The sequence below is a fragment of the Burkholderia sp. HMSC10F09 genome (assembly GCF_001806955.1).
Classification (GTDB): domain Bacteria; phylum Pseudomonadota; class Gammaproteobacteria; order Burkholderiales; family Burkholderiaceae; genus Burkholderia; species Burkholderia multivorans.
Genome location: NZ_KV786860.1, coordinates 69,252 through 92,357, shown reverse-complemented (window position 1 = coordinate 92,357; position 23,106 = coordinate 69,252). Strand labels below are relative to the sequence as shown.

The window sequence follows — 23,106 nt, the reverse complement described above, 5'->3', positions numbered from 1 at the left end:
CATGAAACGCACCGCATTCTTCACCGACGAACGCACCTTCTGGCACACAGGCGGTACGCACGCGCTGTTCTTTCCGGTCGGCGGCTGGGTCCAGCCGCCGTCGGGTGCCGGCTATGCCGAATCGCCCGACTCGAAGCGCCGGCTGCTGTCGCTCGTGCACGCGTCGGGGCTCGCCGCGCAGCTCGACATGCGGGGCGCCGCGCCCGCCGCGCGCGAGGATCTGCTGCGCATCCACCCTGCCGGCTACCTCGATGCATTTCGGGCGCTCAGCGACGCGAACGGCGGCGACCTCGGCGATCTCGCGCCGTTCGGCAAGGGCAGCTATGAAATCGCCGCGCTATCGGCAGGGCTCGCGATCGCAGCGGTCGACGCGGTCGTCGACGAGCGCGCAGCGAATGCGTTCTCGCTGTCGCGGCCGCCCGGCCATCATTGCCTGCGCGACCGGCCGATGGGCTTCTGTCTGCTCGCGAACATCCCGATCGCGATCGAGGCCGCGCGCGCAAAGCACGGCATCGGCCGCGTGGCCGTAATCGACTGGGACGTGCATCACGGCAACGGCACGCAATCGATCTATTACGACGATCCGGACACGCTGACGATCTCGCTGCATCAAGACCGCTGCTTCCCGCCCGGCTACGGCGGCGCCGAGGATCGCGGCGCCGGTGCCGGCATCGGCGCGAACCTGAACGTGCCGCTGCTCGCCGGCAGCGGTGACGATGCGTACCGCCATGCGTTCGAGCGGATCGTGCTGCCGGCGCTCGAACGCTTCCGGCCCGAACTGATCGTCGTCGCGAGCGGGCTCGATGCGAGCGCGGTCGATCCGCTCGCCCGGATGCTGCTGCATACCGACAGCTACCGGTTCATGACGCGCGCCGTCAAGGAGGCCGCGCAGCGCCATTGCGGCGGCCGGCTCGCGATCGTGCACGAAGGCGGCTATTCGGAAGCGTACGTGCCGTTCTGCGGACTCGCGATCGTCGAGGAGCTGGCCGGCGTCCGCACCGCGGTCGCCGATCCGATGCTCGAGCTCGCGGTTGCGCAACAGCCCGGCGAGCGGTTCCTCGCGTTTCAGCGCACGCTGATCGACGAACTGGCGGCATCGTTCGGGCTGCCGGCCGCGCGATGACGGCAGCGGGCCGGCGTCGGTTCGCGGCCGGCCCTTGCGCGATCGGCGCGGATGCGGTCTCCTGTGCGTTTGATCAAACAGGCCCGAGGCCGTCTTCTTCCGATGAAATCCTCCCCGCGCGATAACGATGCTCAACGCAATGCGCGCCGCCAGCCGTCGAAACTGGTTCTCAATATTGCCGCCGTGCTGGTCGGCCTCGTCACGTTCGCCGTGGGCGCGGGATGGGTGATTTATAGCTGGCTCGTCGACCGCGAAGTGCAGTATTTCGCGATTCCGCTGGTGTTCTCGGTGCCCGTGATCGTCGCCGTCGCGATCCGGAGTTTCTGGGATTAGCGGCGGCGGCGATCGCAAGCAAGATGCGCGGAAACGAAAAAGCGCTGCGGTCGGGGACCGGCAGCGCTTTTTTTCGGAATCGGGCCGTGCGGCACGTATTCGATGGTGCTGAGGCCAGAACCACATTAAAGGCGTTCTGTCTTTCTGCTATTGGGATCCCACCAGTTCGTATTTTGCGGATGCCCCCATATATGCCCCCTTGCAAAATTGCTGCCGTTAGCGTTGTTGTGAAACAACGAATCAGCGGATCTCACCATCGCGTAAGGGGTCAACATGGTAACGAACTTCCGTGCGGCATGTTGCATGTCGATTGTCCGAGGGCTCATCTGCGCAGTTGCGTCCGTTGCGACCTACGCCCATGCGGACGGGGTACCCGCGAATATCTACGACCTCAGTTCGTTCGGTATCCCGCAAGCGGCCATGCAAAAAACCTACGTCGGCCCCTACGACGCGCCGACGCCCCAGCTCGGCTGCAAAGTGTTCGACGCGCGCGGTCGCGCTCTGGACGACGGAGAGCTGACAGACAAGCAGCGGTATCAAGTTGCCGACTGCATCAATACGGTCCGCGCAAACCGCGAATGGAACGACCGGCTCGCTGAAAGTCGGCGCCGGACAGAAGAGGCACTCGACGCCGCCCAACGACGCATCGATGCATTCGCCAACACGCCGGCCGCTCCAGGCACGCCCGGCCCGATCGCCTACCCTCTGCCGGCCAACACCCCGGCAATCATCCTCCAGACGCAGTAGCGCCGCCCGGATCCGCGCCAACGAGCTCGGCGACGTCCGGGCTCGCGCTCAGGTGGACGGCAACAGTGTGAAACTGTAAGTCGATCCTACGTCACCGAGGAAACCGCCGCCGGTCGATGTGCCCCACGAATTGGGGCTGTCGGGGGAAAATACCGCCGATTGCCCGAGCGAGTTGTTGGTGACCCGGATGTTTCCGCCCCATGTCGGCGTCCCGGAGAACGTCAGGCGACAACCGCCGCCGATAGCGCTAGCGACAGTAACAATCGTCGCCCCGAAGAATGGCGCATTAACGTCCACGGCTTTCGTAGGTGGATTCGTCCCACCGTTACGCGGCGTCAGATTGCCATCGAAACGGCCCGTCTTGCCCCGCAGATCGCTGAAGCTGATCGTTCCACTCGGGCGACCGGCCAGCGCGCGCACCCATCCGTGATTCAGGTTGAGCCCGGTCGCGCTGATCCCGAGCTCGGCCGCTATCTGCGACATGCTGATTTGTCCGGTCGGGAGCGTCATTCTCCTGCCTCCAGTGCAGCGACGCGCTCGTCGAGCTCCTTCAGCGCCTCGGCGAGGAGCGCCGTCATATTCGCGTACGCGATCGACTTCATGCCCTTCTCGTCGGTGTGCACGACCTCAGGCACGATCGGCTCCACGTCCTGCGCGATGAAGCCCATGTGACGCGCCTTGTCCTTCGAGCGGCGCCGCGTGAACGTCACGCCGACCAGCTCGCGTACCTTCGCCATCGCGCCCTTGATCCGCTTGATGTTCGACTTCACGCGGCGGTCGGAGAAGCCTTGAATATCGCCGCGCGCCCAGAAGTTACCGTTGTTGTCGAACCACCCGAGCTCAGCATTGTAGGCGTCATTGATGAAGCGAATTCGGCCACCGCCATCACAATTAATGATGTCTGTGTTGTTACTGCTGTCGCTCGTGAGCTGCATTGCAATGTGGTACGTGCCGTCCGTTCGCTTGAAGTAAATGCCGCGCGAATTGCCAAGCCGCACAATGCCGTTCATGCAAGTGAACGCTTGACCGTAAAAGTCGAGATTGCCTTGCCCATTTGCCGACCCGCCGCCGGTCGCAATGAGCCGAACGTCGTAGTCGTTGCCCGTTCCGGATGAGTGAAAATCGATGTACGACGCTTGTGCGGTTCCAAAAGAGCCGATCTCGGCCCACGGCATGTACACGCCGTAGTCTGCATTGAGTACCCCGGACAACGCGCCGCCGGTGCGCGGCAGGAAGCTCGTCGCGACAAACTTCGTGCTCGCCGCGTTATCCGTCGAGTCGCCCACCGCGCGCGTCGGCACACCGACATTGCCCGTGAAGGTCGGATTCGCCTTCGGTGCACCGCCGAGATTCGCGAGCGCAGTTGCCGCGTCGGCCACGTCCGACAAATTGTTCGCCTTCTTCAACGCGTTCGCCAGCGTCGCTGCAGCATTCTGCTCGCTGACCGACGCAGCCGTCGCGGAATTTGCTGCGCTCGTCGCCGACAACGTAGCGGACGTTGCGCTCGATGCAGCACTGCTTGCGGAACCCGCCGCATCCGTCGATGCCACTTGCGCAGCCGTCGCGTACTGCGATGCGTGCTGTTCGCTCGTTGATGCCGCGGCCGCGCTCGCTGCAGCCTGCGTTGCAGAATCCGCGCTCGCGGCGGCCGACTGCGCCGCTTGGCCGGCGGAATCGAGCGCGCTGTTTGCGCTATTCGTCGCCGTTTCGGCCGCCTGCTGAGCCAGAATACGGTCCGCGCGCGTTTCTGCCGCGCTGGATTCGATGAACTGGCCGAGAATTGCCTGATAGGTCTCGGTGTCGTCGGACAGGATGAGAGAAAGTTCCATGTCAGCTCAGCGGAGATTGTTCGATTCGGATATAGACGGGCGGCCCGAGCACAACGTCGCCCGTCGCCAGAGCGAGTCGCACATCGATGCGCGCCTTCTGTGGCGACCAGCCAGCCGTGGAGTCGGCCGTCAGCGTGAGCAGCCCCTTTGTGACGTCGAGCCATTCGACATTGAGGGCTGCAATCTGCTTCTTGCCCGCGCTGTCGAACAGCACGGCCGTCAACGTCGAGCCGGTGAAGTCGGCCGGCGCGCCATCTTTCTGCAGGCCGCCGACGAGCTTGAACGTCGATCCGATATAGACGGTCAGCATCTTCAATCCCCCTGCCCTTCGATGAGCGACGGCCGCTCGGTAATGTCGACCACCGCGCGGGCCTTCGGAATCCCGGTAGCCATCGTCAGCAGCGCTGTATTGAGGCCGTCCTGCCGCTGGACGACGTCGTTGCGCATCGACTCGACGGCAGCCTGAACACCGCGCGTCTGCCGTGCGCCTTCGGTCATCATCACCGGCAGCCACCGCACCGAGCAGTCCCAGTGATCGACATCGCGGCCGGTCTGCGGATCGCGGCCGACGACATGGGCGAACCACGCGCATTCGTGCTCGAGACACGGCTTCTTGAGCAGTGGGCACACAACTTTTTTCGCTTTCGTCATTGCTTCACCGCCACGATGCAATCGGCGTACTTGACCTGCGGGGCGCGGTACGTATGGTTGTGCGCGGCGTTGCCGCCATTTGCCTGAATGCTGACGTTGGTGCCAGCCCCGTAGATCCAGATACCCGTGCCACTGCCCTGAATGGAGATTCCAGTCCCGCTGCCGGTCGTGTTGATATTGGAGGGCTGGTTTCCGTTGTATTGCACAGGCGCCATGCCAGCACCCGGCGCCGTGTTAGGCGCGGAAATGCTCCACGCAATGCCAACGTGCGAATGGCCCGGGTCGTTCACGCCGTGCGCGTGCCCGGGATCCGCTACCCCGTGCGAATGGCCTGGGTCATTCACGCCGTGTCCGTGCGACGGCATTTCGCCGACGGTCAGCTGATGTCCGTCAACCGCGAATTGACCACCCCAGTTCCAGCCGCTCCAGCCAACTGCACCGTTCTGCTTGCCGACCGACTGATTGAACCGCATCGCGCAGTCCGTGAATGCCGGATCAGCGTCGACAGCCCATCCCGTCGGCGCCGCGGCTTGCTGCAGAACGATGCGCGTGCCCTTCGGCGCGTCGAGCGTTCCGTTGTTCACCTTGCCGTCGGCGAGCTGCCGCACGAACGCGCTCAACGCCTGAATGTATTCGTTCGCCTGCGACCCGACCGGCTCCGAGCCCTGCGGGCTGTTCTGGCTCGGAGTCGGGCTCAGGTCATTGATCGATCCCGGTACGGGCATGGTTCACCTCGTTCGTCAGTGAGTCGTAGTCGGCTTCGCATTGCTTGCCGGCGATGCCTCGGTCGTCAGCGATTTTTGCCAGCTCTCCCGCAGCTTCGTCAGCCCGGCCGAGCACGTCGGCAAGCAGATCGAGGGCGTCGCCGGTTGCCGCGCTTCCGGCGGCAGCGGTGGGATGGCGGGCACGCTCGACGTACGCGGCGAGTTGTTTGCGCAGGCCGTCAGCAGCAGAAGCAGCGGCATCAGCATCAGCGCGCGCCTGATCACGTTCTTTTGCAGCATGGATCGCGTTCTCCTGTTGCGCCGCGGTGCGGCGTTGTTCTTCCGCGCGTGCGGCCTCGACCGCTTTCGCCTGAGCCACCTGCGCGGCGGCGGTCGTCGTGCGTACGCCGTCGGCATGGCCCTTGAAGTAGCAGGCGGCCGCCGTGATCGTGAGCGCGACGACGAAGGCAAGCCAGACACGGGGGTCGAGGATCGTCATGCGCCGCTCCGCATCATTGAAGCCAGCCGCGTCGCGCGCGCACCGACCTGAGACGCCCATTTCGATGCGAGCATCCCGTCGGCCGCTGCCGCGTAGTCGCCGCGCTTGATCGCGGCTAACGTGTTGACGAAGGTCAGCAGCTTGCCCTGCATGTTGAACGCCATGTTCATCATCACGCGCTGACGCACGGGATCGAGCGATCGCCACCACGGCAGATTGCGGTCGAGCCATGCCTCGGTTTCGGCGATGTCGTTCTGGTACATCAGGTCGATCTCGTTGTCGCGAAAACCCTTGTCGGTGAGATTGCGGCCGATGCCGCCCGACACCTTGCCGACCGTGTCGACGTAGATGCGGCTGCGCCGCCCTTCGTCGCGCGTCAGCTCGGCCTTTAGCGCAGCCGCGTCGTAGTTACCCATGCTTGTGCCCCTTGTGCCACCAGTACGCCTTACGGCCCATCACCCACATACACACGATCGCCATGCCGACCATCATCATCGTTTCGGGCATGTCGATCACCGCGACCGCGCGCATCGGCTTCAACACATTCACGGCCGCAGCAATTCCGATGATCGAGAACCCGACCGTGCCCCACCAACCCGTAGAAATCGCGTCGGCTACGGCGATCCAGACGCAGAAGCCGAGCACGATCAGGTTCGCGAAAATGAAAATCGTGATCATCATTGCCCCCCAAGGAAGCGACGTTTCAGGGCCCCGATGAAGTCTGCATTGTTGATTTCTTTGAACAGCTCTTTGGTGACAGCCAATCCGAACAGGCCGACAAGAAAACCGATCGCCTGCTGCGCCCCGTTGTCGCCGATCGCAAACCACGCCACGATCAACGGACCCACAAAATACGAAACGGCGGCGCCCGCGACGAAAGACATCGCTTTCTGCCTGCCGCTCAACCCGTCGCCGATGAAGCGCAATGCAATCAGCGAGCCGACCGCGCCCGGCACGACCTTCAAAAGCAACGCGCCAGCAGCAGCTGCTGCACTCGTCGTCGGCTCAGCCATTTTTTTCGCTCCTTTTCTGTTGGCGACCTGCTTCGTAGGCTTGCACCGCACGAACACCGGCCTTCCCGGCACCGCTCGCCTTTTGCTTCAGCGCGTCGACGAACGCCTGCCGCGCTTTCGGCTGCCCCTTGAACTCCTCGAGCGCGCGCGCGAGCTTCTTCGGGTTCAACAGCAGGTCGATCGCCGCCTTCTCGGTGCGCGCCGCCGCCTTCGCTACCGCGCGTTGAACGACGTACGCGCCGACCGCCGCCGGGATGTTCCCCGTCGCTGCCGTGCCGATGATTGCCGTATCACCAGTGCGGCCGCGAATCAGGTTGCCGAGCAGACCTCCCCCGAGCTGCAGATTCGCTGCCGTCTGGCTGCCTGCGGCCCCGAGCGGCGCGTTCGTCGCAGTCGCACGCTGCAGATCGGCGAGCAGATTGCGCGCATACTCGTTCGCCGGACCAGTGAGGTCGCCGGCGCCGGACAAAGCCGCCTTCGCGCCTTGGAACGTCATCTGTGCATCGCCGAATGCATTGCTCGCCATCAGCCCGAGCTTTTGCAGCGCTTCTTGCACTGCCTGCCGCGACTGAAGATCGGCACCGGTCGTCGCTGCCTCGTCGAAGTAGCGCGCGTACGACGGCGATTGCGAACGGAGGTACGAGCTGAAATCGGCGGCCGCCGTGTTCGCGTCCTGCCGCATGAGCGTGTCCGCTGCGCTTCGCACACGCTCGGCCAGTGCCTGACGCATGAGCTCCTGCCCTTCACCGCTCAGCCCGGCAAGGTTCGTCGGCGTGGCCCGCGCCTGCTCGCCAAGCACGCGCAGATCGTCGAGCGTTGCAGGAGACACCTGATCAGCTGGCCGGATACCCGGCTTCAGCTGTTCGCCGGTGATGCTGTTGATCGTCTGCCGCAGCTTGTTCGGGCTGACGTCACCGGACAGCGGATCTACCGCGCCGTTGAGTCGCGTTTGCAGCGCCTGCTGTGCGTCGATCGGAGCCGAATCGGCTTGGTAACGAGCGCGCGCCGGCGCATATTCCGGACTCGCGCGGTCCATCAGCCCGACGAGCTCGTTTTTCACGGCGATCAGCGCGCGCGCCTCTGTATTGCGCTCGCGCTGCAGCGCGTAATTGATCTGATCGTCGAGGAACCCTTTCGCATACAGCAGTCCGCGGCCCGATAGCCACGCGCCAACCCCATCCCCTTCGGCCGTCACCACCGGGCCTTCGCCGAGGTTGTCGGACATGCGCTGCGCAAATCGCATTGCGTCCTGAAATGCGGGCTTCTGTGCGAGCTGTTGCGCTTCCGGCCATGCCATCGGCACGGAAACGTCGGTTTGCGCGAACAGTTCATCGGCTGTCTGCCCGCGCGCAGCCTTCAATGCGTCGATCGTCTCCGGCGTGCCGGCGACGCGGTCGATTCCTTCGCGCAGCGATTGCATGAGCGGCGCTTGCTGGTCGTCGAATGCCGAACTGCCGCGGCTTTCCGCGCTCGCGCGAGCCGTTTTCATCGCTTGCCGATATGCCGGCGACTGCATCACGTCGGCCTGCGCTTGCGTCAGCGGCGGCAACTCGGCCTGACCCGCGGCAACGCGCGCGGCCTGCTGCTGCGTGAATGCGTCCATCTCGTCTGCGAGATTCGCTCCCACGACGCGCTGCCCCTCTGCGAAGCGTGCAGCGTTGTTCGCGGCCTGACGAGCCGGAAATGCGACCTGACCGTCGGCGGTGTTCTGCAGTTGGCGCTGGATCCGGACGAGCGTCGGATTCTGGCCGGCCTCTGCCGCCGTCGGCAGGCTGCCGGGGATGAGCTCGTCGCTGTTGGAGCGCAGCGCGGCGATGGTCGGATCGAGATCAGCGCCGAGCTCGCCCGCGATCTTCGCCGCGGCCGCACGTTCGCCGCCACGTACGGCATTCCACGCGCCTGCCAGCGCGGGCCGTGCTGCAGCACCAATCGCGCCGATCGCTTTCCCGGCCAGATAGCCGCCTGCGCCGAGCCCCGCGCCTTCAACCGCGCCCGGAAGGATGCCGGTATCGTTCAGCGCACCTTGGCTCGCGCCATACAGGCCACCAGACACCAGTTGCGGCGCCAGTTCCGGGCCAGCGACGAGCAGAGGAGCGGCAGCGCCCACGAAATTGCCGGCGGTGCGCCAGCCACTTTCCCCCGCAGCATCCTGCGCCTCTCGCGTGAGCTTGTCCCGGCCCGAGCGCGCATCGTCGACGAGCCAGTCGCCAGCGTTCGTCGCGCCGACCGCAGAGAGCCCCTTTCCGATCAGCGCCTGCGCACCGAGCATGGTTTTGCCGAACCCTTCGCCAATCCCTGCACCAAGGGACTGCAGTGCTCCACCGCTACCCGCAGCGGCGGGCGCCGGAAGCGGCAAATCGGTAATGCCGGGCACAACAGGACCGCCATCATCCGGCGCGATGCCGAACGAGCTCAAGTCGTAAGGGTCTGCCGGCGATGCGTCTCGATCGCCAGTGCCCCGGCCAAACGTGGCGGCGCTCGCGCTCGGAATCAGCCCCCCGGACGATGCGACAGGATCGCGAGGGGTGAGCCCAAGCGCCTGCCCGACTGTGCGTGTCGCTGCGATGAGCTTGGAGCGATATGCGGGATCCTCGGCGTAGCCGCCTTTCACAAGGGCCGCTGCGGTAGCGGCCGCATCCGGCCCGGTGTTGAGCGCAGCCGGGTACTTGCGTCGAATCAGCGACGCGTAGTCGTCGGCGAACTCCATCGGAGACGAATAGACCCGATACGCGTCGTCCGAGCCCGTCATGTTGTCGCGCGCACGCGCGCCACGCCCAGTGAAATCCTTGATGTTCCCGAGATTGTTCGTTCCGGGGATGATCGAGCGCCCCCACCCAGTTTCGTGTCCGAGCTGCCCGAGAACCGTCACGGGATCGATACCGGTCTGATCAGCGATTCGCGACGCGACGTCGCCATATGCCGCTGCGAACGCCGCCGGCGTGAACGCGCCTTGACCGAAGCCGCTGATGTCGTAAATGTCGCCCGGCATCACACCCCCCAGCCGCGCGCCCGGAGCGCCTGAAGCGACTGCTGCGCGCGACCGTCACCCTGCGCCGCCATGCGCTGAAGCGTCTGGACCTGCGCGCGCTGCTCGGCGCTCATCTCGCCCGGCCGGCCGCCCGTGGATGCACTCGGAGCGCGGCCGCCAAGCACGTCGATCAACGATGCCCCAGCCGGGAACTGGCGCCCGCCGATCGTCGCCGGCTGCATCAGCGGCCCGAGGCTGCCGCGGTTCGCGGTGAGGTAGTCCGCGCCGCATTTGCGCGGCCACGGCGGCCGCCTGCTGCACGCGTCCGACCGCGGACAGATATGCCTGCCACGTTTCCTTCGACGCGTTGTCGGCCGGCGTCCCGTTGCGCACAAGCTGGATGTCTTTGTCCGATGCGGAGCCGGGCGGCAGCTGGTTCAGGATCGTGCTGTTCACGAACTGCGCGAGCTGACCGCGCAGCTGCTGGCCCGCATCCTTGTTACCCGTGATCTTCGTCAGGAAGTCGTTGAACGTCCCGGCTGCGCCGCTCGCGAAGTCCGGCGCGTTCGCGAGCTGGTTCGCAAGTGCAACCGTGTTCTGGTACGTCTGCCGCGCCGTAAGCGCCGCGTTCTGCGCATCGTTCACGTACTTCTGTTGCGACTCGCCGAGTGGCCCGCTGAGCGGGTCGGACTTGAGCATCGGCGTGCCGACCTGATTCCCGAATCGGTCGAGCTGCACGGTGTACGTACGGCCGTCCGGGCCGAGCATGTCCGTCGTACGCGCAACAGAGGGCTGCGCCTGCACAACGGGCTTGTACGAACCGTCCGGATTGCGCGCGTATAGGCTCTGATCGGCGCCGACAGAAATGGGCTTGCCCTCTTCCCACAATTGCTTGCGGGCAGCAAGACCGTTATCGAATTGCTGCTGCTGTTGCTGCTGATCGAGTTTCCGGGTAGCGAGCTGATTCGCGGCGTCGGTCTGCTTCACGTTGCTGTACTCATTCAGCCCTGCGATGCCGCCGATGCCGATCAGTTGCCCGAGATTGCGCGAGCCATCGTTACCTGCGAGCATCGTCAGGCCAGACGCGATCAGCGCCTGACTCGCGGCCGGGCTCATGTTGGAGATGCTGGCGCCGAGACGTTCGAGCAGCCCTTTCGACTTTTCCGGCGACCGCACCGCATCCTGCGCGGCACCCGACAGCATGCCGAGCAGACCGCCGGAAGCAGGCGTGCTCGGCGCGGGCGTTGCGTTCTGCGTCGTCGAGCCGTCATCGGCCATCACGGGAGTTACTGGCATATCGGGCACCGTTACGGGCTGCAGCTGCATCGGCGCGCCCGCGAGACGCCGTTCGAGCAGCGCGTCTGCCACCGGAGGATTCGCCGATTGCGCGACCTGCGACGCCGCGGCAGCGGTGAGCGGTGCCGGTTGCTGCATCGGATTCGGGCCCACGCCGACGAGCGCGCCACCTTGCTGTGCCTGCGCACGTGCCGCTTCGTCCGGCACGATCGTCGGAGACGCGAGCGGTGAAGTCGGCGCGGCACCCGCGTACGGATTGCGATCTGCGCTGCGGCCGAGCTGGTCGATCAGACTCGAGACGGACGTCGGCCGCGCGCCGAGCGCTGCGAGCAGACCGCTGAGCGTGTTAGCGCCAGCCGCCGGCGCAGCCGGATAGTTCCCGTTGATCAAAGTGTCGAGCAGAGGCATTTCGTCCTCACAGGAGCGTCGACAGGCCGCCAGCGAGGCCGCCAACACCGGCGCCGATCAGCGTGCCAATCCCCGGCACAACAGAGCCGACGGCCGCACCGGTGCCCGCGCCCTTGAGCGTCGCGCCCGCGATGTTGCCGAAGCTATTGCCGCTGTGGCTCGGGTCGACGAGACGCTGAATCAGGCCGCCCGAGATATTGCCGGCCGCCATCCATGGCGACGCAGCGCCCATTCCGCGCGCACCGAGTCCGACGAGCGAGTTCAGCTGCGAAGTCGGATTCGGTTGCGGCGTACTGCCGTTGTGGCTTTCGCTCATGCGATTGTCCCCGGTCTATAATTCATCAGCATTTGCAGCAGGCCGTTGCCCCCGACGGAGCCCGGTGCCGCTACGAAGTTCGCAATCGGTGCGCTGAACTCCTGCGCCCGCAAGCCCATCCCCGCGCCGCGGCCACCCATGCCCCCCATCGTCGTTGGTTGAGGGACCGACAGCGCCTTGCTTGCCGCGCCGAGCGTGTCGCTCAGCTTTCCGAGCGTATCGGCCCCGGGCATCGTGAAGCCGTACGTGTTCGGCCCCACATTCGGCGCACTCACACTCATCCCCGAACTGATTCCCGACAGGCCGGCAAGAGACGGCATACCAAAGCCCGACGAAAAGCCGTCCGGCATCGTGAAGCCGAAACTGTTGCTCCCTACGTCGGATGCGCCCTGACCAAAGGCAGTCGATGCGTTGCTCAAGCCGCCGCTGGATCCGAAAATGCCCATTCTTGACCCCGATTTCGTTTAGCCGAAGATGCCGCCGCTGAGCTTCGATCCGATCCCGAGCCCCAACTGACCGAGGCCAAGCAGTGTGCCCATCCCACTCCCACTGCCACCAGACTGCGTCGTCGAAGTGATGCCGGCACCGCTGCCGAGTGCGCCGCTGAGCCCCTTCGAGAGGATCGACAGCTGCTGGTACGGTTGATTGACTTGGTTGAACCATTGCTGATACAGCGCGTTCAGCCGGTCTTGGTCGTTCGATTGCGCGACCGTGCCGCCCGTCAGCTGATTGCCGTACAGGCTCGAGGTCGCGGTGTTCGCGCCGGTCGCCGTGCCGAGCGCGCCGAGAATGTTGCCCTGCTGGTTCTGGTAGTTCTGGCTCGCCTGCGAGTTGTACGCGGTGTTCGCGGCCGTGCCGACCGACTGGTTCGCGAGATTCACAGCGTTCTGCTGAGCCGCGTTCTGCGTCGCGACGTTCGCCGCCGTGTTGTACGCCGAGTTGTACATGCTCGACGTGTTGTCGTTCAGTGCACGCGCCAGATTCTGCTCGTTCTGCGACGTCACCTGCTGCTGCGCCGAGCCGCCGAATGCACCGGCATTGCGAAACTGCGCCATCGTGCTCGCGGCAGTACCGTTCTTGTACGCATCGGTGATTGCCTGATTCGACGAAGCGACCGTCTGTGCGAGATACGGGTTGTTCGCGGGATCCGCGAACCTCGCCGCGGCGTCGGACGCCGTAACGTTGCCCGTGAACGGATTCGAAATCGAAAAACCGTTCGGATTGCCCGTGAGCGTGCGGTAATAGTCCATTGCCGCCGCAGCGGTGCCCGCTTGATTGCCGGCCGCGTTCGTCAGCCCCTGAATCGCGCCGGTCTGCGTCTGGTTCAGGTCGGCAACCGTCTGCCCGGTGTACTGCGGAATGTCCTGCTTCGACAGGTCCGAAGAACGCTTGAGCAGGTCGAGCGCGTACGGCTTCGCCCAGTCCGGCAAATCCGTCGTCGTCGTTTGGCTGCCGCCACCACCACCGCCACTGTCCGCCATTTCGCTCTCCAAAAACAAAACGGCTCGCTTCCCCTTTCAGGGAAACGAGCCGTCCGCAGATAGGCTTAAACTTCAGTCGATTTTGTATGCCGACTATTGCGCCGTCAAATCGTCAAGGGGACATTCGTACGTTGTGCTGCGCATCTTGAACCCATGATGCCCCGCAACTTTTTCCCAGCCGCGGCGCGACGAACCGAACGTAAGCATGCGAGCGCCCGCCGCACGGGCCATCTGCATCAAATCGGCACGGAAAACGCTCATCACGTCGAAGCCGTTGCGTGCCCATAGCAGCCAGATATGAAAGTCCCGCCCGATGAGGTGAATTACCATCCAGCCGACGCGCTCGCCATCCACGAAGAGCAGGCAGAGAACCGCGCTTCCGTTCATACACGCAAAAAACACTTCTTCAGGTATCGTGCCATCCGACATTGGGATTTCATCGAACTGCCCGCGGATTGTCGGCCATACGTCGCGCAGTTCGGCCGGCGGCACGACGATCAATTGCCGGTCAGACATCTGCATTCTCTCCATTGGCCCGGCTTGCCTGCCTCGATGCACATCCAGCCGAGCACGATGTAGCGCGCGCCGGCATTGCCGAGCTCGGCCGGCGCCGAATTCTTGATGAAATCGCCACGCGCGTACGGTGTCACCGACGTTGCCGCCGGGGGCGCCGTGGCAGCGTTGTTCACAGCGGACGCTTGGCCGTCCGACAGCGCATTGAGCTGATTCACGATCGGCTCCATGCAACGCCGCAGCGCCGCAATGAGCGTCGCGATGTTCCCCGGTTGACCGAGATCGGGCGCACGCAGTCGCATCAGATGCTCCCCGCGCTCACGATCCGCGGCACGGCGCCGAGGATTTCGTGATTGCCCGTGAAATTGAACGTGACCTGCGCATAGCGGCACGAGAAGTCCGCCGCGAGCTCGCCGTCGAGCAAGTCGCCCAGCGTTGCCGCGTCCGGCTCCCCACCGAGCGAGGTCAGCGTGCGCGCGGCACCGGTGCACGTCTTCGGCCGGGCCGCGAACCGCGGCACGATGCCCTGAACGTACATGTAGTCGTAGTCATCGCCGAACCAGCCCGTAGTGAGCGAACTGCTCTCCGACACGCCGGACAGCGACTGCAGCCGATGATTCGTGTCGACGATCGCCGGAATCTCCGACGCCTGCACCCAGAATGACGAGTTGTACGGGATCTTCGGCAGCGTGCTCCACGTCGAAACACCGGGCAGCTCGCCAAGGCCATCCCACGTGATTTGCCCGCTGATAAACACCACCGACGCCTCGACCTTCGCGTCCGCGCGGCCGAACTTGCCCGTCAGATAATTCAGAACGAGGCACTTGTCCGGATTCCCATCGGTCGAGTTGGTCGAGCAGAAGTACCAGTAGACGAGAGAGTTCTCTTTGTCGTGATAACTCTCGACACGCTCGCGATATAGCTGCGACCAGCTCGCCGCGAGCCATTCGTGCACTTCGTCGCCGATCGGCGTTACGGTCGCGCCGTCGTACTGATATACCTGCGCATCGCTGCCGAGGAACACGTGCCGCGTTCCGATAGCGACGACGGCCTCCTGACACGGCGTCCCGACGATAGGCGAAATCTGGTTCATCGCCCAAATGATCGGCGGCCCCTGATACGAGCCGTAGAACATCGACGATTTCTTGTAGACGACGATATTCGTGCCGAGCGCGCGGCCGGCCGTGATTTTGCCCGGTGTATCGATGATTGCGCCCTTCGCGCACTGTGTCGCTTGGCTCGGCGTCCACACGGTCTGGTCATAGATGCCGCTGCAAAACCAGCCGTTCGGCCGATGACCATCCGTCGCGTCCGTTGTGTCGAGTAAGAACACGAAACCCTGAACGACCTCCACGATCGCCGCGCTCGGCGCGCCGTCAATCGACGAAAATGCGCCGACGCTGATCGACTGCTGAAGCGGATTCGCGCCGGCTCCGTTCACGGCGAGCGTCGCATTCCCGAACTGGGCGAAGCGCCAGCGATTCGCACCGCCCGTGTACTCCATACCCGACACATCGATGTGCGTGTCCTGCAGCACCTCGTACAGCTTCGTCGACGTGCCGATGATCGTGCGATACGAGCCGGACAACAGCTCGCACGTCGCACCGCCCGTGACCGCATCCGGAAACGGATCGGTGCTGATCGGCGACGGCGTCGGTGCTGCGCGCATGCCGCGCAACGTCGGCACCATGTTCGTGCAGTCGACGATTGCGCCCGGCGTCGTCGGGTCTACGCTAGGCGTAAAACCGCGAAAGGGGATCGTTGCGGCCATTACGAACTCCGCATGACGAGCGGCTGATCTGCCGCCTTCGCCGCATCGTCTTCGGTCGTCAGCTCATCGATCGCGAGATCGCGTTTCTGCATCCACAGCGTCGCGCGCGCGTCATCGCGCACGTACATAGCTGCTTCGTGGAGCGCGCCGAACAGGTAAATGTCCGGCGCATCCTCGAGCAGCCAGTTCGATTCGTTCGTGTCCGAAAGCGGCTCGATCACCGTGTAGTAATCGATCCGCAGCACCTGCCCGAGCTGATCAGCGCCGAACGCCAGCGTGTCGCCGTTGATCTGGAAACCGCCGATCATCAACTGCGCCTGTCCGCCCGCATAGGCCGATTCCTCGCCGATCGCATGCTGTTTCAGCGGACGGCCGCCGTAATACACCGCGATAAGGCGGTCCCAGTCCGGCGGCAAATCGACCGTGAACTTCGACGGCGTGAATTGAAACGTCGCGCGGCGAGCTCGCGTAAAGATCTTCCGATTGAAGTGCTGCTCGGCCAGCATAATGAAGTCCGGCATCAAATCGGAAAGATCATTTCGCTTCAGCCAGCGTTTCATGACCGACTGAAGTTCGCTATAGGAAGCGATGCTCATGTTACGCCGCCGCCTTGACTGCCGTAACGACGCCGTTCGCGACTGCCGCGGTCGCCGGGCTGTTCAGGCCCGCGTTGCCGGCCGACGTCGCGCCGTCCGACTTCTGCAGCGTGATCGTGGCGCCGTTCGTCACCAGCGCGTCAGTGGCCGCCAGCGTCGCGACACCGTTCGTCGCGGTGAGCGTGCGCGAGACAGTACCCGACGAGTTCTTGAGCGTGATCTGGCCGGACACGGGCGGCGTCACCGGATTTCCGGCACCGTCCGCCACTTTGACCCATGCGGCGCCGATCTTGGCGTAGCGGTCGCCAGTTGCGTCGTCGAGCGCGATCTGGCCGGCGAATCCGAGATCCGCGGTCAGAGCGTCGACGCCGTGCAGAGCAACCGATTTTTGCAGAATGAACATGTCAGACTCGTCCAGGTGCGACCCGGAAATACGACAGGTCCGGATCGTTGCAGATGGCTTTGATGTGCTTCGGGTCGCCCATGAATTCCTGAAACGTGATGCCGTGCGTATTGCAATACGACTCGATGATCACGCCCGGGATCTCCGCGACATGTCGCATTTCGCTCGAGCCGTGAATGCCCTCGTTGCGCATCGCCGCGGTCAGATCGAGCAAGCCGTCGAAATGGCCGACCCGCTCGACAATCGTCTGATCGCGATCCGGATCGATGTGAACGCGCGTCTCGATCATGGTTCAGTGGTTCCCGAGCTTGACGCCCGGCGTCGGCTTCTTTCCGCCGAGGCTGAGCGACTGTGTCGGCGTCCGCGTCGTGGACGTCTTCATAGCCGGCGCTTTCGGCGCAGCCGATGCTCGCGCGCCTTTCGCCGCGGCGGCGGCCGCCGCCTTCGGCGATCCGATTACCATCTTCCCGCTTGCTTTCATGATGATCGATCTCCAACGAAGGACGGCCCCGCAGGGCCGCCCGACTGTCACGCCGCGAGGTCGCGGATCTGCGCCGAACTCGCTTCGTTCCGCGCTTCCAGCGTCCCTTCCCACGTGATCTGCCAGTTGCGGGCGTCGCCGACCTTCGCGAGTTCTTCCTTCTCGAACCCGCGCAGCGTCGCGAGCGCCCACATCGACGGATCGATCGCATACACCGCCGTGTCGTTCACGGCCGACATAACGCGGTTCGGGATCATCGCGACGTTGCCGAAGTCCGACGCGTAGATCGAGTACGACGTCTGCAGCACGGCCGTCTTGCCCGTACCGTTGACCGACTCCATGCGGGTCGCATTGCCCGCGAATCCCGACGCACGCTGCTTGTCGACCGGACGCATGTGCACCTGCGTCACGTTGCCGCCGGCCTCATAGGCCAGCCGCAGCGCTTCTTTCAGCAGATCCTCGGTGAACGGGCGTGCGGTGCCGGCGACCGGGGGCGTGTTGTTGTCCGGATCCGGCGCGGCCGCACCGGCGCCGCCGAGGAAGTTCGTCTCGCACCAGCCCTTCACACCGCGCATCTTGCGTGCGACGGTCTTCGAACCGACCACGGCCGCGCCGCTCACCAGCGACGTCGCTTCGATGTCTTTCTTGAGCTCGATCGCCTTCTTTGCCGACAGACGCGCGACTTCCTTCGGGCCCGCGCGCTTCACCGATTCTTGCGTGCCCGACACGCTGAACGTGTCCTGCACGATCTGGCAGCGGTTGCCGATCCGCTTGGTCGGATCCTGCTCGTTGTACGTCGCATCGGCGCCTTCGACGGCTGCGTTGCTGTCGGTCGGCGCCCGCAGCGAATCCGTCTGCCATTCGTGGTAGACGGCCTCGGCGTCGGTTTTCTCGATTGCCGACGTGAACGGAGTGTCGGTCGGCGAGATCTGGAAGACCTTGTTGATGAGGTCTTCGCGGTTGCCGACCGCGGTATACGTGGTGTAGGTATTGGCAGGCATGATTCACCCTTTCAGCTTGCCGCGCCCTTACATGAAGAAGTTCGCGAGCGTTTTTTCAGAGGGGTCTGCCGCAAACGCCTTTTCCGCATTGGCTCGCGCCTGCTGCGTCTTCGTCGTCGTTCGCGCCGGACCCGGACGCGCGACACGCGGGACCGGCTGATTGCCGCCCTGCTGTGCCGCTTTTTGTCGGGCGATGGCTTGGTCGTACAGCATCGCCTTCTGAGCGATCAGCAGCACCTCTGCCGAGTCGATATTGCTCCGGACGTTTGCCGGAATGCCCTGCGACTCGAGATACTGATCAATCGCCCGTGCGCCTTCCTCTGCCTTCTTCGGGTCCGCCCAGGTCGGGTTGGCCTGAATGAGCTTCGTTTGAGCCTCATCCAGACGCCGCCGTTTGGATACCGCTTCAGCTTCAGCGTTGCGCTGCGCGAGCACTTCTTGCACCTGACGTGCTTCCAGCATTTGCCGCTGGCGAGCCTCCCAAGCGTGACGGGCCCGAACGTATTCGGTCGGGTTTTCCGCCAGCAGGCGCTCCCAGTTGGGCTGCTGTTCTGCCATCAGGGCTTCGTGTGCCCGGATGTAATGCTCAAGCACGATGCCGAGCTGCTTTTCGCGCTCCGGCAGCTGTGCCAGCTTCTGTTCCGCGTCCTTTCGGATAGCGGCGGCTTCCTCGAACTTCCGGTTTGCGCCGTGATACTTCGATGCGTCCGCAATCAGTTCCGACAGCTTCTTCGAAACCTTCTGGCCGTCGCCGACCGGAATCTCGAAAACCGGGTCGTCACCTTCCGGATCATCGCCGTTCTGATGCTGATCGGCGTCAGTGGACAGGTCAAGCTGTTCACCCTCGCCTGCGGGACTTTCCGCGTCACCGGCCCGCGGATCGTCCACGAAATGGCTGTTTCCGGGATCGGTGTTGCCGTTGTTGTCGGCCTCGGCGTCGCCGTCGAGAGCATCGAATGCACCGGCGAGATCAACCAGTGCGCCACCGTTGAGTTCTTCATCCATCATCTTCTCCTTGTTAGGCCGGTTGGCCGCCGTTGTTCATCTGCGCCCACGCAATGCGCTCTTGGTCGGCGAGTGCTTGCGCTTGCTCCTGCTGCTGGTCCTGCTGAATCGAGTCATTCATCGCGCGCTCGACCGACGGATCGGTGATCTTCGCGCTGAACGCAGCGCGTTCGCGCTCGGCCGCCAGCGAGGCGTAGAACTTCTCCCGCTCCCATGCGAGCTTTTGCGCGGCAACGTCGCGTTCGCGCGCATCGAGCAGCCGTTCGTGTTCCGTCTGCAGGCGCGCATCGAGCTCGATCTTCGCGGCGTCCGTCTGCTGCTTCAGATGCGCCTTTTCGCGCTCGACCTGAATCTGACCGGCGATGAGCTGGGCTTGCGGATCGGGCGGCGGCGCAGGGGGCGCCGGCGGCGGAGGCGGCGGATCGGACACGAACATCGACGGCTCGCCGAGCTGCAGCGCCTTCACGATCTCGTGAACCGTTCGTTGCAGGTTCTGCGGCGTGACCATGCCGGCAATCTGCGGATTGGGGCTCTGCGCGAGCGTCTGCTGCATGCCGAACAACTGCGTGAGGTGCGCGACGCGCTCGGTCATATCGCCGGTCCCGGTGCCGACGACGACCTTCATCGAATACTCGTTCCGCCACACGCGCGGGTCGATGTCGACCCATTTGCCCTTGCTCAGGGCAATCGACATCGGCTTGTCTTGGTGCTGCATCAGCAGCTTCTGGATCAAGCGGAACAGGTCCGTCACGCCCGTTTCGGCGAACTTGCGCGCGATCATCTTCACGCGGAGGTCGGCCCGCGCCGTGATCCGCTTGATGCCGTCTGCCGTGTGATTCAGCGTGTCAGCGTCGAGCCCTTGGCTGTACTTCGTGATGCCGGTGCGCTCCTGCGACATGGCATCGACGTACTGCAGCAGCTGCATCGCGCCAGCAATATCGGGCAGACCCTGTTTGATTGGAACGATCGCGTCCGCGCTCTTGATGCGCACACCGCCGCCCGGACGGTTGTCCATCCAGTCGTTGACGTTGACCTTCCCATCGACGAGCCCGACGCGCCCGTTGATCTGGATCTGCATGTTGTCGTCGAGGCCGCGCAGAAATTTTGTCTTGATGCGCTGGATCGGCATAGCGAGATCCGCGATTGATCGCCCGATGAGCAGACCCGGAATCGAGATCGGGCTGACCAGCGCGAACGGCGGCCCGTCGACCACCTCGTTATCGAGGATCGCGTTCCCGGCCTTCGTGATCTTGCGCCACTCGGAGATCCCGTCACCGTCGACGTCGATCGGGAGGTAGCACTCGTACAGCTCGACCTCGCGCTGCGACTCGTCGCCGAATCCATCGTCGAGCGCATTCATCACCACGCGGTTTTGCTCGTTCTGGCGCGCGAGCGCGAGTTCCGAGAGGTCGGCGGCCACGGCATTCGGCTCCGAATCGATCAGCTCGACGTTTTCGTAGCCTTCCGCCTTCAGATCCGACAGCGTTTTGCGCACGCGATGCGCACAGAAGCCGTCGCGCACGCGCCGCGATCGCGCCGACACAAGAAAATCCTCGGGCATCACGGCCTCGATCGCGACATGCCCGGCCTTCTTCGAACGCGTCAGCACGACGTTGTGCAGCCGCGGCAGTTGCTCGAGGTTGATCGGTTGAGGCGGCAGCAGCTGCGGAGCCGGCGAACCATCCGGGCCCGGCGGCAACTGCTGGCCGGCCTGTTGCGCCTGATACAGCTGAACCTGCTGCTGGTACTGGTCCATCGCGGCCCGCTCGGCCTGCGGATCGACGAAGCTTTCGACGCTCGTCACGACGACATCCGGATCCTGCGTCAGGATCGCGAGCTGAATGTCGGTGAGCGCCTGATACGTCTCCCGCGTGTCGGTCGTTTCGACCTGCCACCACGCCTTCACGATACCGACCTTGCTGAGCAACGCCGACTTGAACCAGTCTTCGAAGATCTGGAAACCGGGGTTCTGCACGTTCACGACGTGATTCACGACCATCGTCATCTGGTCGGCCGCGTCTTCGTCGCCGGGCCTGTTCGGCGTGAACCGCACAGGATCGCCGCTCGCGTAGAAGATCTCCATCAGCGTCGGCATCAGCCACTCGATCTGATCGCTCACGACGGTATCGACGATGTCGGATCGGTCTTCGACTTTCGGCGGCGCCAGATCGCCTTCAGGCTCGCCGAAGTAGTATTCCATCGCCTTCGCCTGCTGCTGCTGAATCTCGCTTCCGACCCAGTCTTCCGCACTGCGGATGTGCGCGTCGAGAATCGACGAAATCGTTTCGTCGCTCATGCGGTTGGCACCGCGCGGCTCATCGTCCGAGCCGATCGACTCGACGACCTGCACAGGCGCCGGCACCATTGCGACGTCCGACGGGTTGGTGTCTGGCATCATCGCCATCCCCACCTGATTCATGAGTTCGTCCTGATTCATCGCCTCGATCCCAATGTCAGTTTCGGGTAGTTCAATTCACCGCCCCACCCGGTGCGGTTGTTGTGCATCTGCGGCGCATGAACGGCGACGTATCGCACGCCATCGTTCGCATGCGAATGCTCGTCGTGCAGCGGATGGCCCGCCTTCGTGCGCTGGTAGCGCTTCATGTGCTCGATCAGGCCGACGGTTTTTGTGCCATCGGAGTACGTGCGCGGGCCGCAGCGTGTCTTGTCGATAAACGTCCGCGGCAGCATCTCGCGAACGAGTCGTATGCCGGCCTCGACAGGCATGTTCGCGGCAATCTCGACTTCCCATCCGAGCGCCTGCATCTTGGCTTTCATCGAGACGCCATCGCTGTCGAGACGCTCATGCTCGGCGTCGTGCGGCATGACCACGATCGCCCCTTCGTAGCCGGCCTCGATGAACTGCTCGCTGAACCAGCTCAGCGGTTTTCGGCGGTTCTCGAAGAAATCCACGATCCGGAACTCGCCTCCCACCTGCTGCACCACCGGGCACGACGTGAAGTCGTTGAAGCCCAAGTCCATGATGATGTAGGTGTTCAGCCCGTCGTCGATCGGGATGTTCAGCAGCCGACCCTCGCTCTCCATCTGAGAGATCTCGTTGAAGTAGATCGCGCCGGCGACGGCCGGCAACGGCATCCCGAGCCACACGTGGCGGTGCATGTCGGGATCCTTGCCCTTCATGTCCCGCTCTTCGAGCCGCAGTTCGTCCGGGAACCACGGGTTCTGATCGAAGTTGACGAACAGGCTCGCGCAGTTCGGCAGCCCCTCGATCACAACCTTCTGGTAGATAAAGTCCGTCTCGAGCTCCGGGTTCCACGACAGCCAGATCTGCGAGCCCGGCGCGCGGATCGACGGCGTCAGCTTTCGAAAGCTGTTCTCCGTGATCGTCTGCGCTTCCTCGACCCACGCAATGTCGATGTCGGCGAGCGACTTCACGTTGTCGGCCGTCATGTCGCTCAAGCCGCGGAAGATGAACGCCCCGCCAAGCTTCGGACGGATCTCGTTGGACAGCACATCGAAGTGCGACTCGAGGCCCATCTTCTTCATCTCGGACACCAGCGTCGCGTAGACCGATTCCTTGATCGAGTCCTGCACTTCACGCGTGCAGAGCACGCGCAACGGCTTCTGCGTCGCACGAATCAGCAGCGCACGCGCGAAGTTGACCGTCTTGCCCGAACCGCGGCCGCCGCGGACGCTGATGAAGCGCCACTGCGGCTCGAAAAGCACCCGCGACCACGCGGGCATCTGCATCCGAATCTCGTTACGCGTCGGCGCCGGCATACTGCTCCCACACGCCCGAATCGCGAAGCACCGCCGGCGCGCCATCGAGCACCGGAATACCACGCCAGATCGTGTGAATCACCGGCTCAGGCGGAGAAGGGAAACGAGCACGCGCGATGGTCTGGCCGTGCTCTTTGACGAAGGTGCGGAAAGTCCCCCAACTAGCGGGGGAAATGGGAGGGTTTTGTGCTGCCGACGCGCTTTCGATCGCCTCGACAGCAGGTGCT

General features: G+C 64.2%; 27 protein-coding genes. 3 read left to right on the top strand and 24 right to left on the bottom strand.

Features of this window, described 5'->3' with window-relative positions; all coding sequences use genetic code 11:
- Position 1 precedes the first annotated feature (1 nt).
- The 3 genes from HMPREF3115_RS23535 (at position 2) to HMPREF3115_RS23525 (ending at position 2,203) form a co-directional block, all read left to right on the top strand.
- Complete coding sequence (locus HMPREF3115_RS23535; protein WP_070556303.1) at positions 2 to 1,123, top strand: class II histone deacetylase; 1,122 nt, start codon at positions 2 to 4, stop codon at positions 1,121 to 1,123.
- A 102-nt stretch (positions 1,124 to 1,225) separates the two neighbouring features.
- Positions 1,226 to 1,456 (top strand): hypothetical protein, encoded by a 231-nt coding sequence (locus tag HMPREF3115_RS23530; RefSeq protein WP_006402226.1) that lies wholly within the window; start codon positions 1,226 to 1,228, stop codon positions 1,454 to 1,456.
- A gap of 273 nt (positions 1,457 to 1,729) precedes the next feature.
- A complete protein-coding gene (locus tag HMPREF3115_RS23525; protein ID WP_125902788.1) occupies positions 1,730 to 2,203 on the top strand; it encodes a hypothetical protein in 474 nt (157 codons plus the stop codon).
- 48 nt (positions 2,204 to 2,251) lie between these two features.
- Here the strand turns inward: HMPREF3115_RS23525 and HMPREF3115_RS31245 are convergent, their stop codons facing one another.
- From HMPREF3115_RS31245 to HMPREF3115_RS23410, 24 genes are all read right to left on the bottom strand, one after another.
- Positions 2,252 to 2,713, bottom strand: a complete 462-nt coding sequence (locus HMPREF3115_RS31245; protein WP_141751724.1) for a hypothetical protein — start codon at positions 2,711 to 2,713, stop codon at positions 2,252 to 2,254.
- The gene (locus HMPREF3115_RS23520) at positions 2,710 to 4,032 is read right to left on the bottom strand and encodes a tail fiber domain-containing protein (protein WP_070556299.1); all 1,323 of its coding nucleotides are present in this window, start codon (positions 4,030 to 4,032) and stop codon (positions 2,710 to 2,712) included. The genes HMPREF3115_RS31245 and HMPREF3115_RS23520 overlap by 4 nt, the downstream gene beginning before the upstream one ends.
- Position 4,033: 1 nt before the next feature.
- Positions 4,034 to 4,342, bottom strand: coding sequence for a hypothetical protein (locus tag HMPREF3115_RS23515; RefSeq protein ID WP_233632899.1), 309 nt, complete (start codon positions 4,340 to 4,342; stop codon positions 4,034 to 4,036).
- Positions 4,343 to 4,344: 2 nt separating this feature from the next.
- A complete protein-coding gene (locus HMPREF3115_RS23510) occupies positions 4,345 to 4,683 on the bottom strand; it encodes a hypothetical protein (RefSeq protein WP_070556294.1) in 339 nt (112 codons plus the stop codon).
- Positions 4,680 to 5,408: a hypothetical protein gene (locus tag HMPREF3115_RS23505; RefSeq protein ID WP_070556292.1), complete on the bottom strand. Its 729-nt coding sequence runs from the start codon at positions 5,406 to 5,408 to the stop codon at positions 4,680 to 4,682. Before HMPREF3115_RS23505 ends, HMPREF3115_RS23510 begins: the two co-directional genes overlap by 4 nt.
- The gene (locus tag HMPREF3115_RS23500) at positions 5,383 to 5,886 is read right to left on the bottom strand and encodes a DUF2514 family protein (protein ID WP_070556291.1); all 504 of its coding nucleotides are present in this window, start codon (positions 5,884 to 5,886) and stop codon (positions 5,383 to 5,385) included. Before HMPREF3115_RS23500 ends, HMPREF3115_RS23505 begins: the two co-directional genes overlap by 26 nt.
- Positions 5,883 to 6,302, bottom strand: coding sequence for a lysozyme family protein (locus HMPREF3115_RS23495; protein ID WP_006405661.1), 420 nt, complete (start codon positions 6,300 to 6,302; stop codon positions 5,883 to 5,885). Before HMPREF3115_RS23495 ends, HMPREF3115_RS23500 begins: the two co-directional genes overlap by 4 nt.
- The gene (locus tag HMPREF3115_RS23490; protein WP_241756696.1) at positions 6,295 to 6,564 is read right to left on the bottom strand and encodes a holin; all 270 of its coding nucleotides are present in this window, start codon (positions 6,562 to 6,564) and stop codon (positions 6,295 to 6,297) included. Before HMPREF3115_RS23490 ends, HMPREF3115_RS23495 begins: the two co-directional genes overlap by 8 nt.
- Entirely contained in the window at positions 6,564 to 6,899 is a 336-nt protein-coding gene (locus HMPREF3115_RS23485; RefSeq protein ID WP_006405663.1) for a hypothetical protein, read from the bottom strand. The genes HMPREF3115_RS23490 and HMPREF3115_RS23485 overlap by 1 nt, the downstream gene beginning before the upstream one ends.
- Positions 6,892 to 9,888 carry a glucosaminidase domain-containing protein gene (locus tag HMPREF3115_RS23480; protein ID WP_083302280.1) on the bottom strand — a complete coding sequence of 999 codons (2,997 nt, stop codon included), beginning with the start codon at positions 9,886 to 9,888 and terminating at the stop codon, positions 6,892 to 6,894. Before HMPREF3115_RS23480 ends, HMPREF3115_RS23485 begins: the two co-directional genes overlap by 8 nt.
- Before the next feature lie 54 nt (positions 9,889 to 9,942).
- A complete protein-coding gene (locus HMPREF3115_RS23475; protein ID WP_233632900.1) occupies positions 9,943 to 11,571 on the bottom strand; it encodes a hypothetical protein in 1,629 nt (542 codons plus the stop codon).
- Between the two features lie 7 nt (positions 11,572 to 11,578).
- Complete coding sequence (locus tag HMPREF3115_RS23470; protein WP_070556289.1) at positions 11,579 to 11,887, bottom strand: hypothetical protein; 309 nt, start codon at positions 11,885 to 11,887, stop codon at positions 11,579 to 11,581.
- Positions 11,884 to 12,333 carry a hypothetical protein gene (locus tag HMPREF3115_RS23465; RefSeq protein WP_233632901.1) on the bottom strand — a complete coding sequence of 150 codons (450 nt, stop codon included), beginning with the start codon at positions 12,331 to 12,333 and terminating at the stop codon, positions 11,884 to 11,886. Before HMPREF3115_RS23465 ends, HMPREF3115_RS23470 begins: the two co-directional genes overlap by 4 nt.
- A gap of 18 nt (positions 12,334 to 12,351) precedes the next feature.
- Positions 12,352 to 13,368: a hypothetical protein gene (locus HMPREF3115_RS23460; RefSeq protein WP_233632902.1), complete on the bottom strand. Its 1,017-nt coding sequence runs from the start codon at positions 13,366 to 13,368 to the stop codon at positions 12,352 to 12,354.
- 93 nt (positions 13,369 to 13,461) lie between these two features.
- Positions 13,462 to 13,884, bottom strand: coding sequence for a hypothetical protein (locus tag HMPREF3115_RS23455; RefSeq protein WP_233632903.1), 423 nt, complete (start codon positions 13,882 to 13,884; stop codon positions 13,462 to 13,464).
- On the bottom strand, positions 13,866 to 14,111 hold the full coding sequence (locus HMPREF3115_RS23450; protein WP_233632904.1) for a hypothetical protein: 246 nt from the start codon (positions 14,109 to 14,111) through the stop codon (positions 13,866 to 13,868). The genes HMPREF3115_RS23455 and HMPREF3115_RS23450 overlap by 19 nt, the downstream gene beginning before the upstream one ends.
- A 71-nt stretch (positions 14,112 to 14,182) precedes the next feature.
- Positions 14,183 to 15,652, bottom strand: a complete 1,470-nt coding sequence (locus HMPREF3115_RS23445) for a hypothetical protein (RefSeq protein WP_070556285.1) — start codon at positions 15,650 to 15,652, stop codon at positions 14,183 to 14,185.
- Positions 15,652 to 16,173, bottom strand: coding sequence for a phage adaptor protein (locus HMPREF3115_RS23440; protein ID WP_256276387.1), 522 nt, complete (start codon positions 16,171 to 16,173; stop codon positions 15,652 to 15,654). The genes HMPREF3115_RS23445 and HMPREF3115_RS23440 overlap by 1 nt, the downstream gene beginning before the upstream one ends.
- 76 nt (positions 16,174 to 16,249) lie before the next feature.
- Positions 16,250 to 16,651, bottom strand: coding sequence for a hypothetical protein (locus HMPREF3115_RS23435; protein WP_070556281.1), 402 nt, complete (start codon positions 16,649 to 16,651; stop codon positions 16,250 to 16,252).
- A gap of 1 nt (position 16,652) precedes the next feature.
- On the bottom strand, positions 16,653 to 16,940 hold the full coding sequence (locus HMPREF3115_RS23430; RefSeq protein WP_006405674.1) for a hypothetical protein: 288 nt from the start codon (positions 16,938 to 16,940) through the stop codon (positions 16,653 to 16,655).
- A gap of 239 nt (positions 16,941 to 17,179) precedes the next feature.
- The gene (locus HMPREF3115_RS23425) at positions 17,180 to 18,133 is read right to left on the bottom strand and encodes an SU10 major capsid protein (protein ID WP_070556279.1); all 954 of its coding nucleotides are present in this window, start codon (positions 18,131 to 18,133) and stop codon (positions 17,180 to 17,182) included.
- A 27-nt stretch (positions 18,134 to 18,160) separates the two neighbouring features.
- The gene (locus HMPREF3115_RS23420; RefSeq protein WP_070556317.1) at positions 18,161 to 19,138 is read right to left on the bottom strand and encodes a response regulator receiver protein; all 978 of its coding nucleotides are present in this window, start codon (positions 19,136 to 19,138) and stop codon (positions 18,161 to 18,163) included.
- Between the two features lie 13 nt (positions 19,139 to 19,151).
- Positions 19,152 to 21,575 carry a portal protein gene (locus tag HMPREF3115_RS23415; RefSeq protein ID WP_070556277.1) on the bottom strand — a complete coding sequence of 808 codons (2,424 nt, stop codon included), beginning with the start codon at positions 21,573 to 21,575 and terminating at the stop codon, positions 19,152 to 19,154.
- Positions 21,572 to 22,849 (bottom strand): PBSX family phage terminase large subunit, encoded by a 1,278-nt coding sequence (locus HMPREF3115_RS23410; RefSeq protein WP_070556315.1) that lies wholly within the window; start codon positions 22,847 to 22,849, stop codon positions 21,572 to 21,574. The genes HMPREF3115_RS23415 and HMPREF3115_RS23410 overlap by 4 nt, the downstream gene beginning before the upstream one ends.
- Positions 22,850 to 23,106 lie beyond the last annotated feature (257 nt).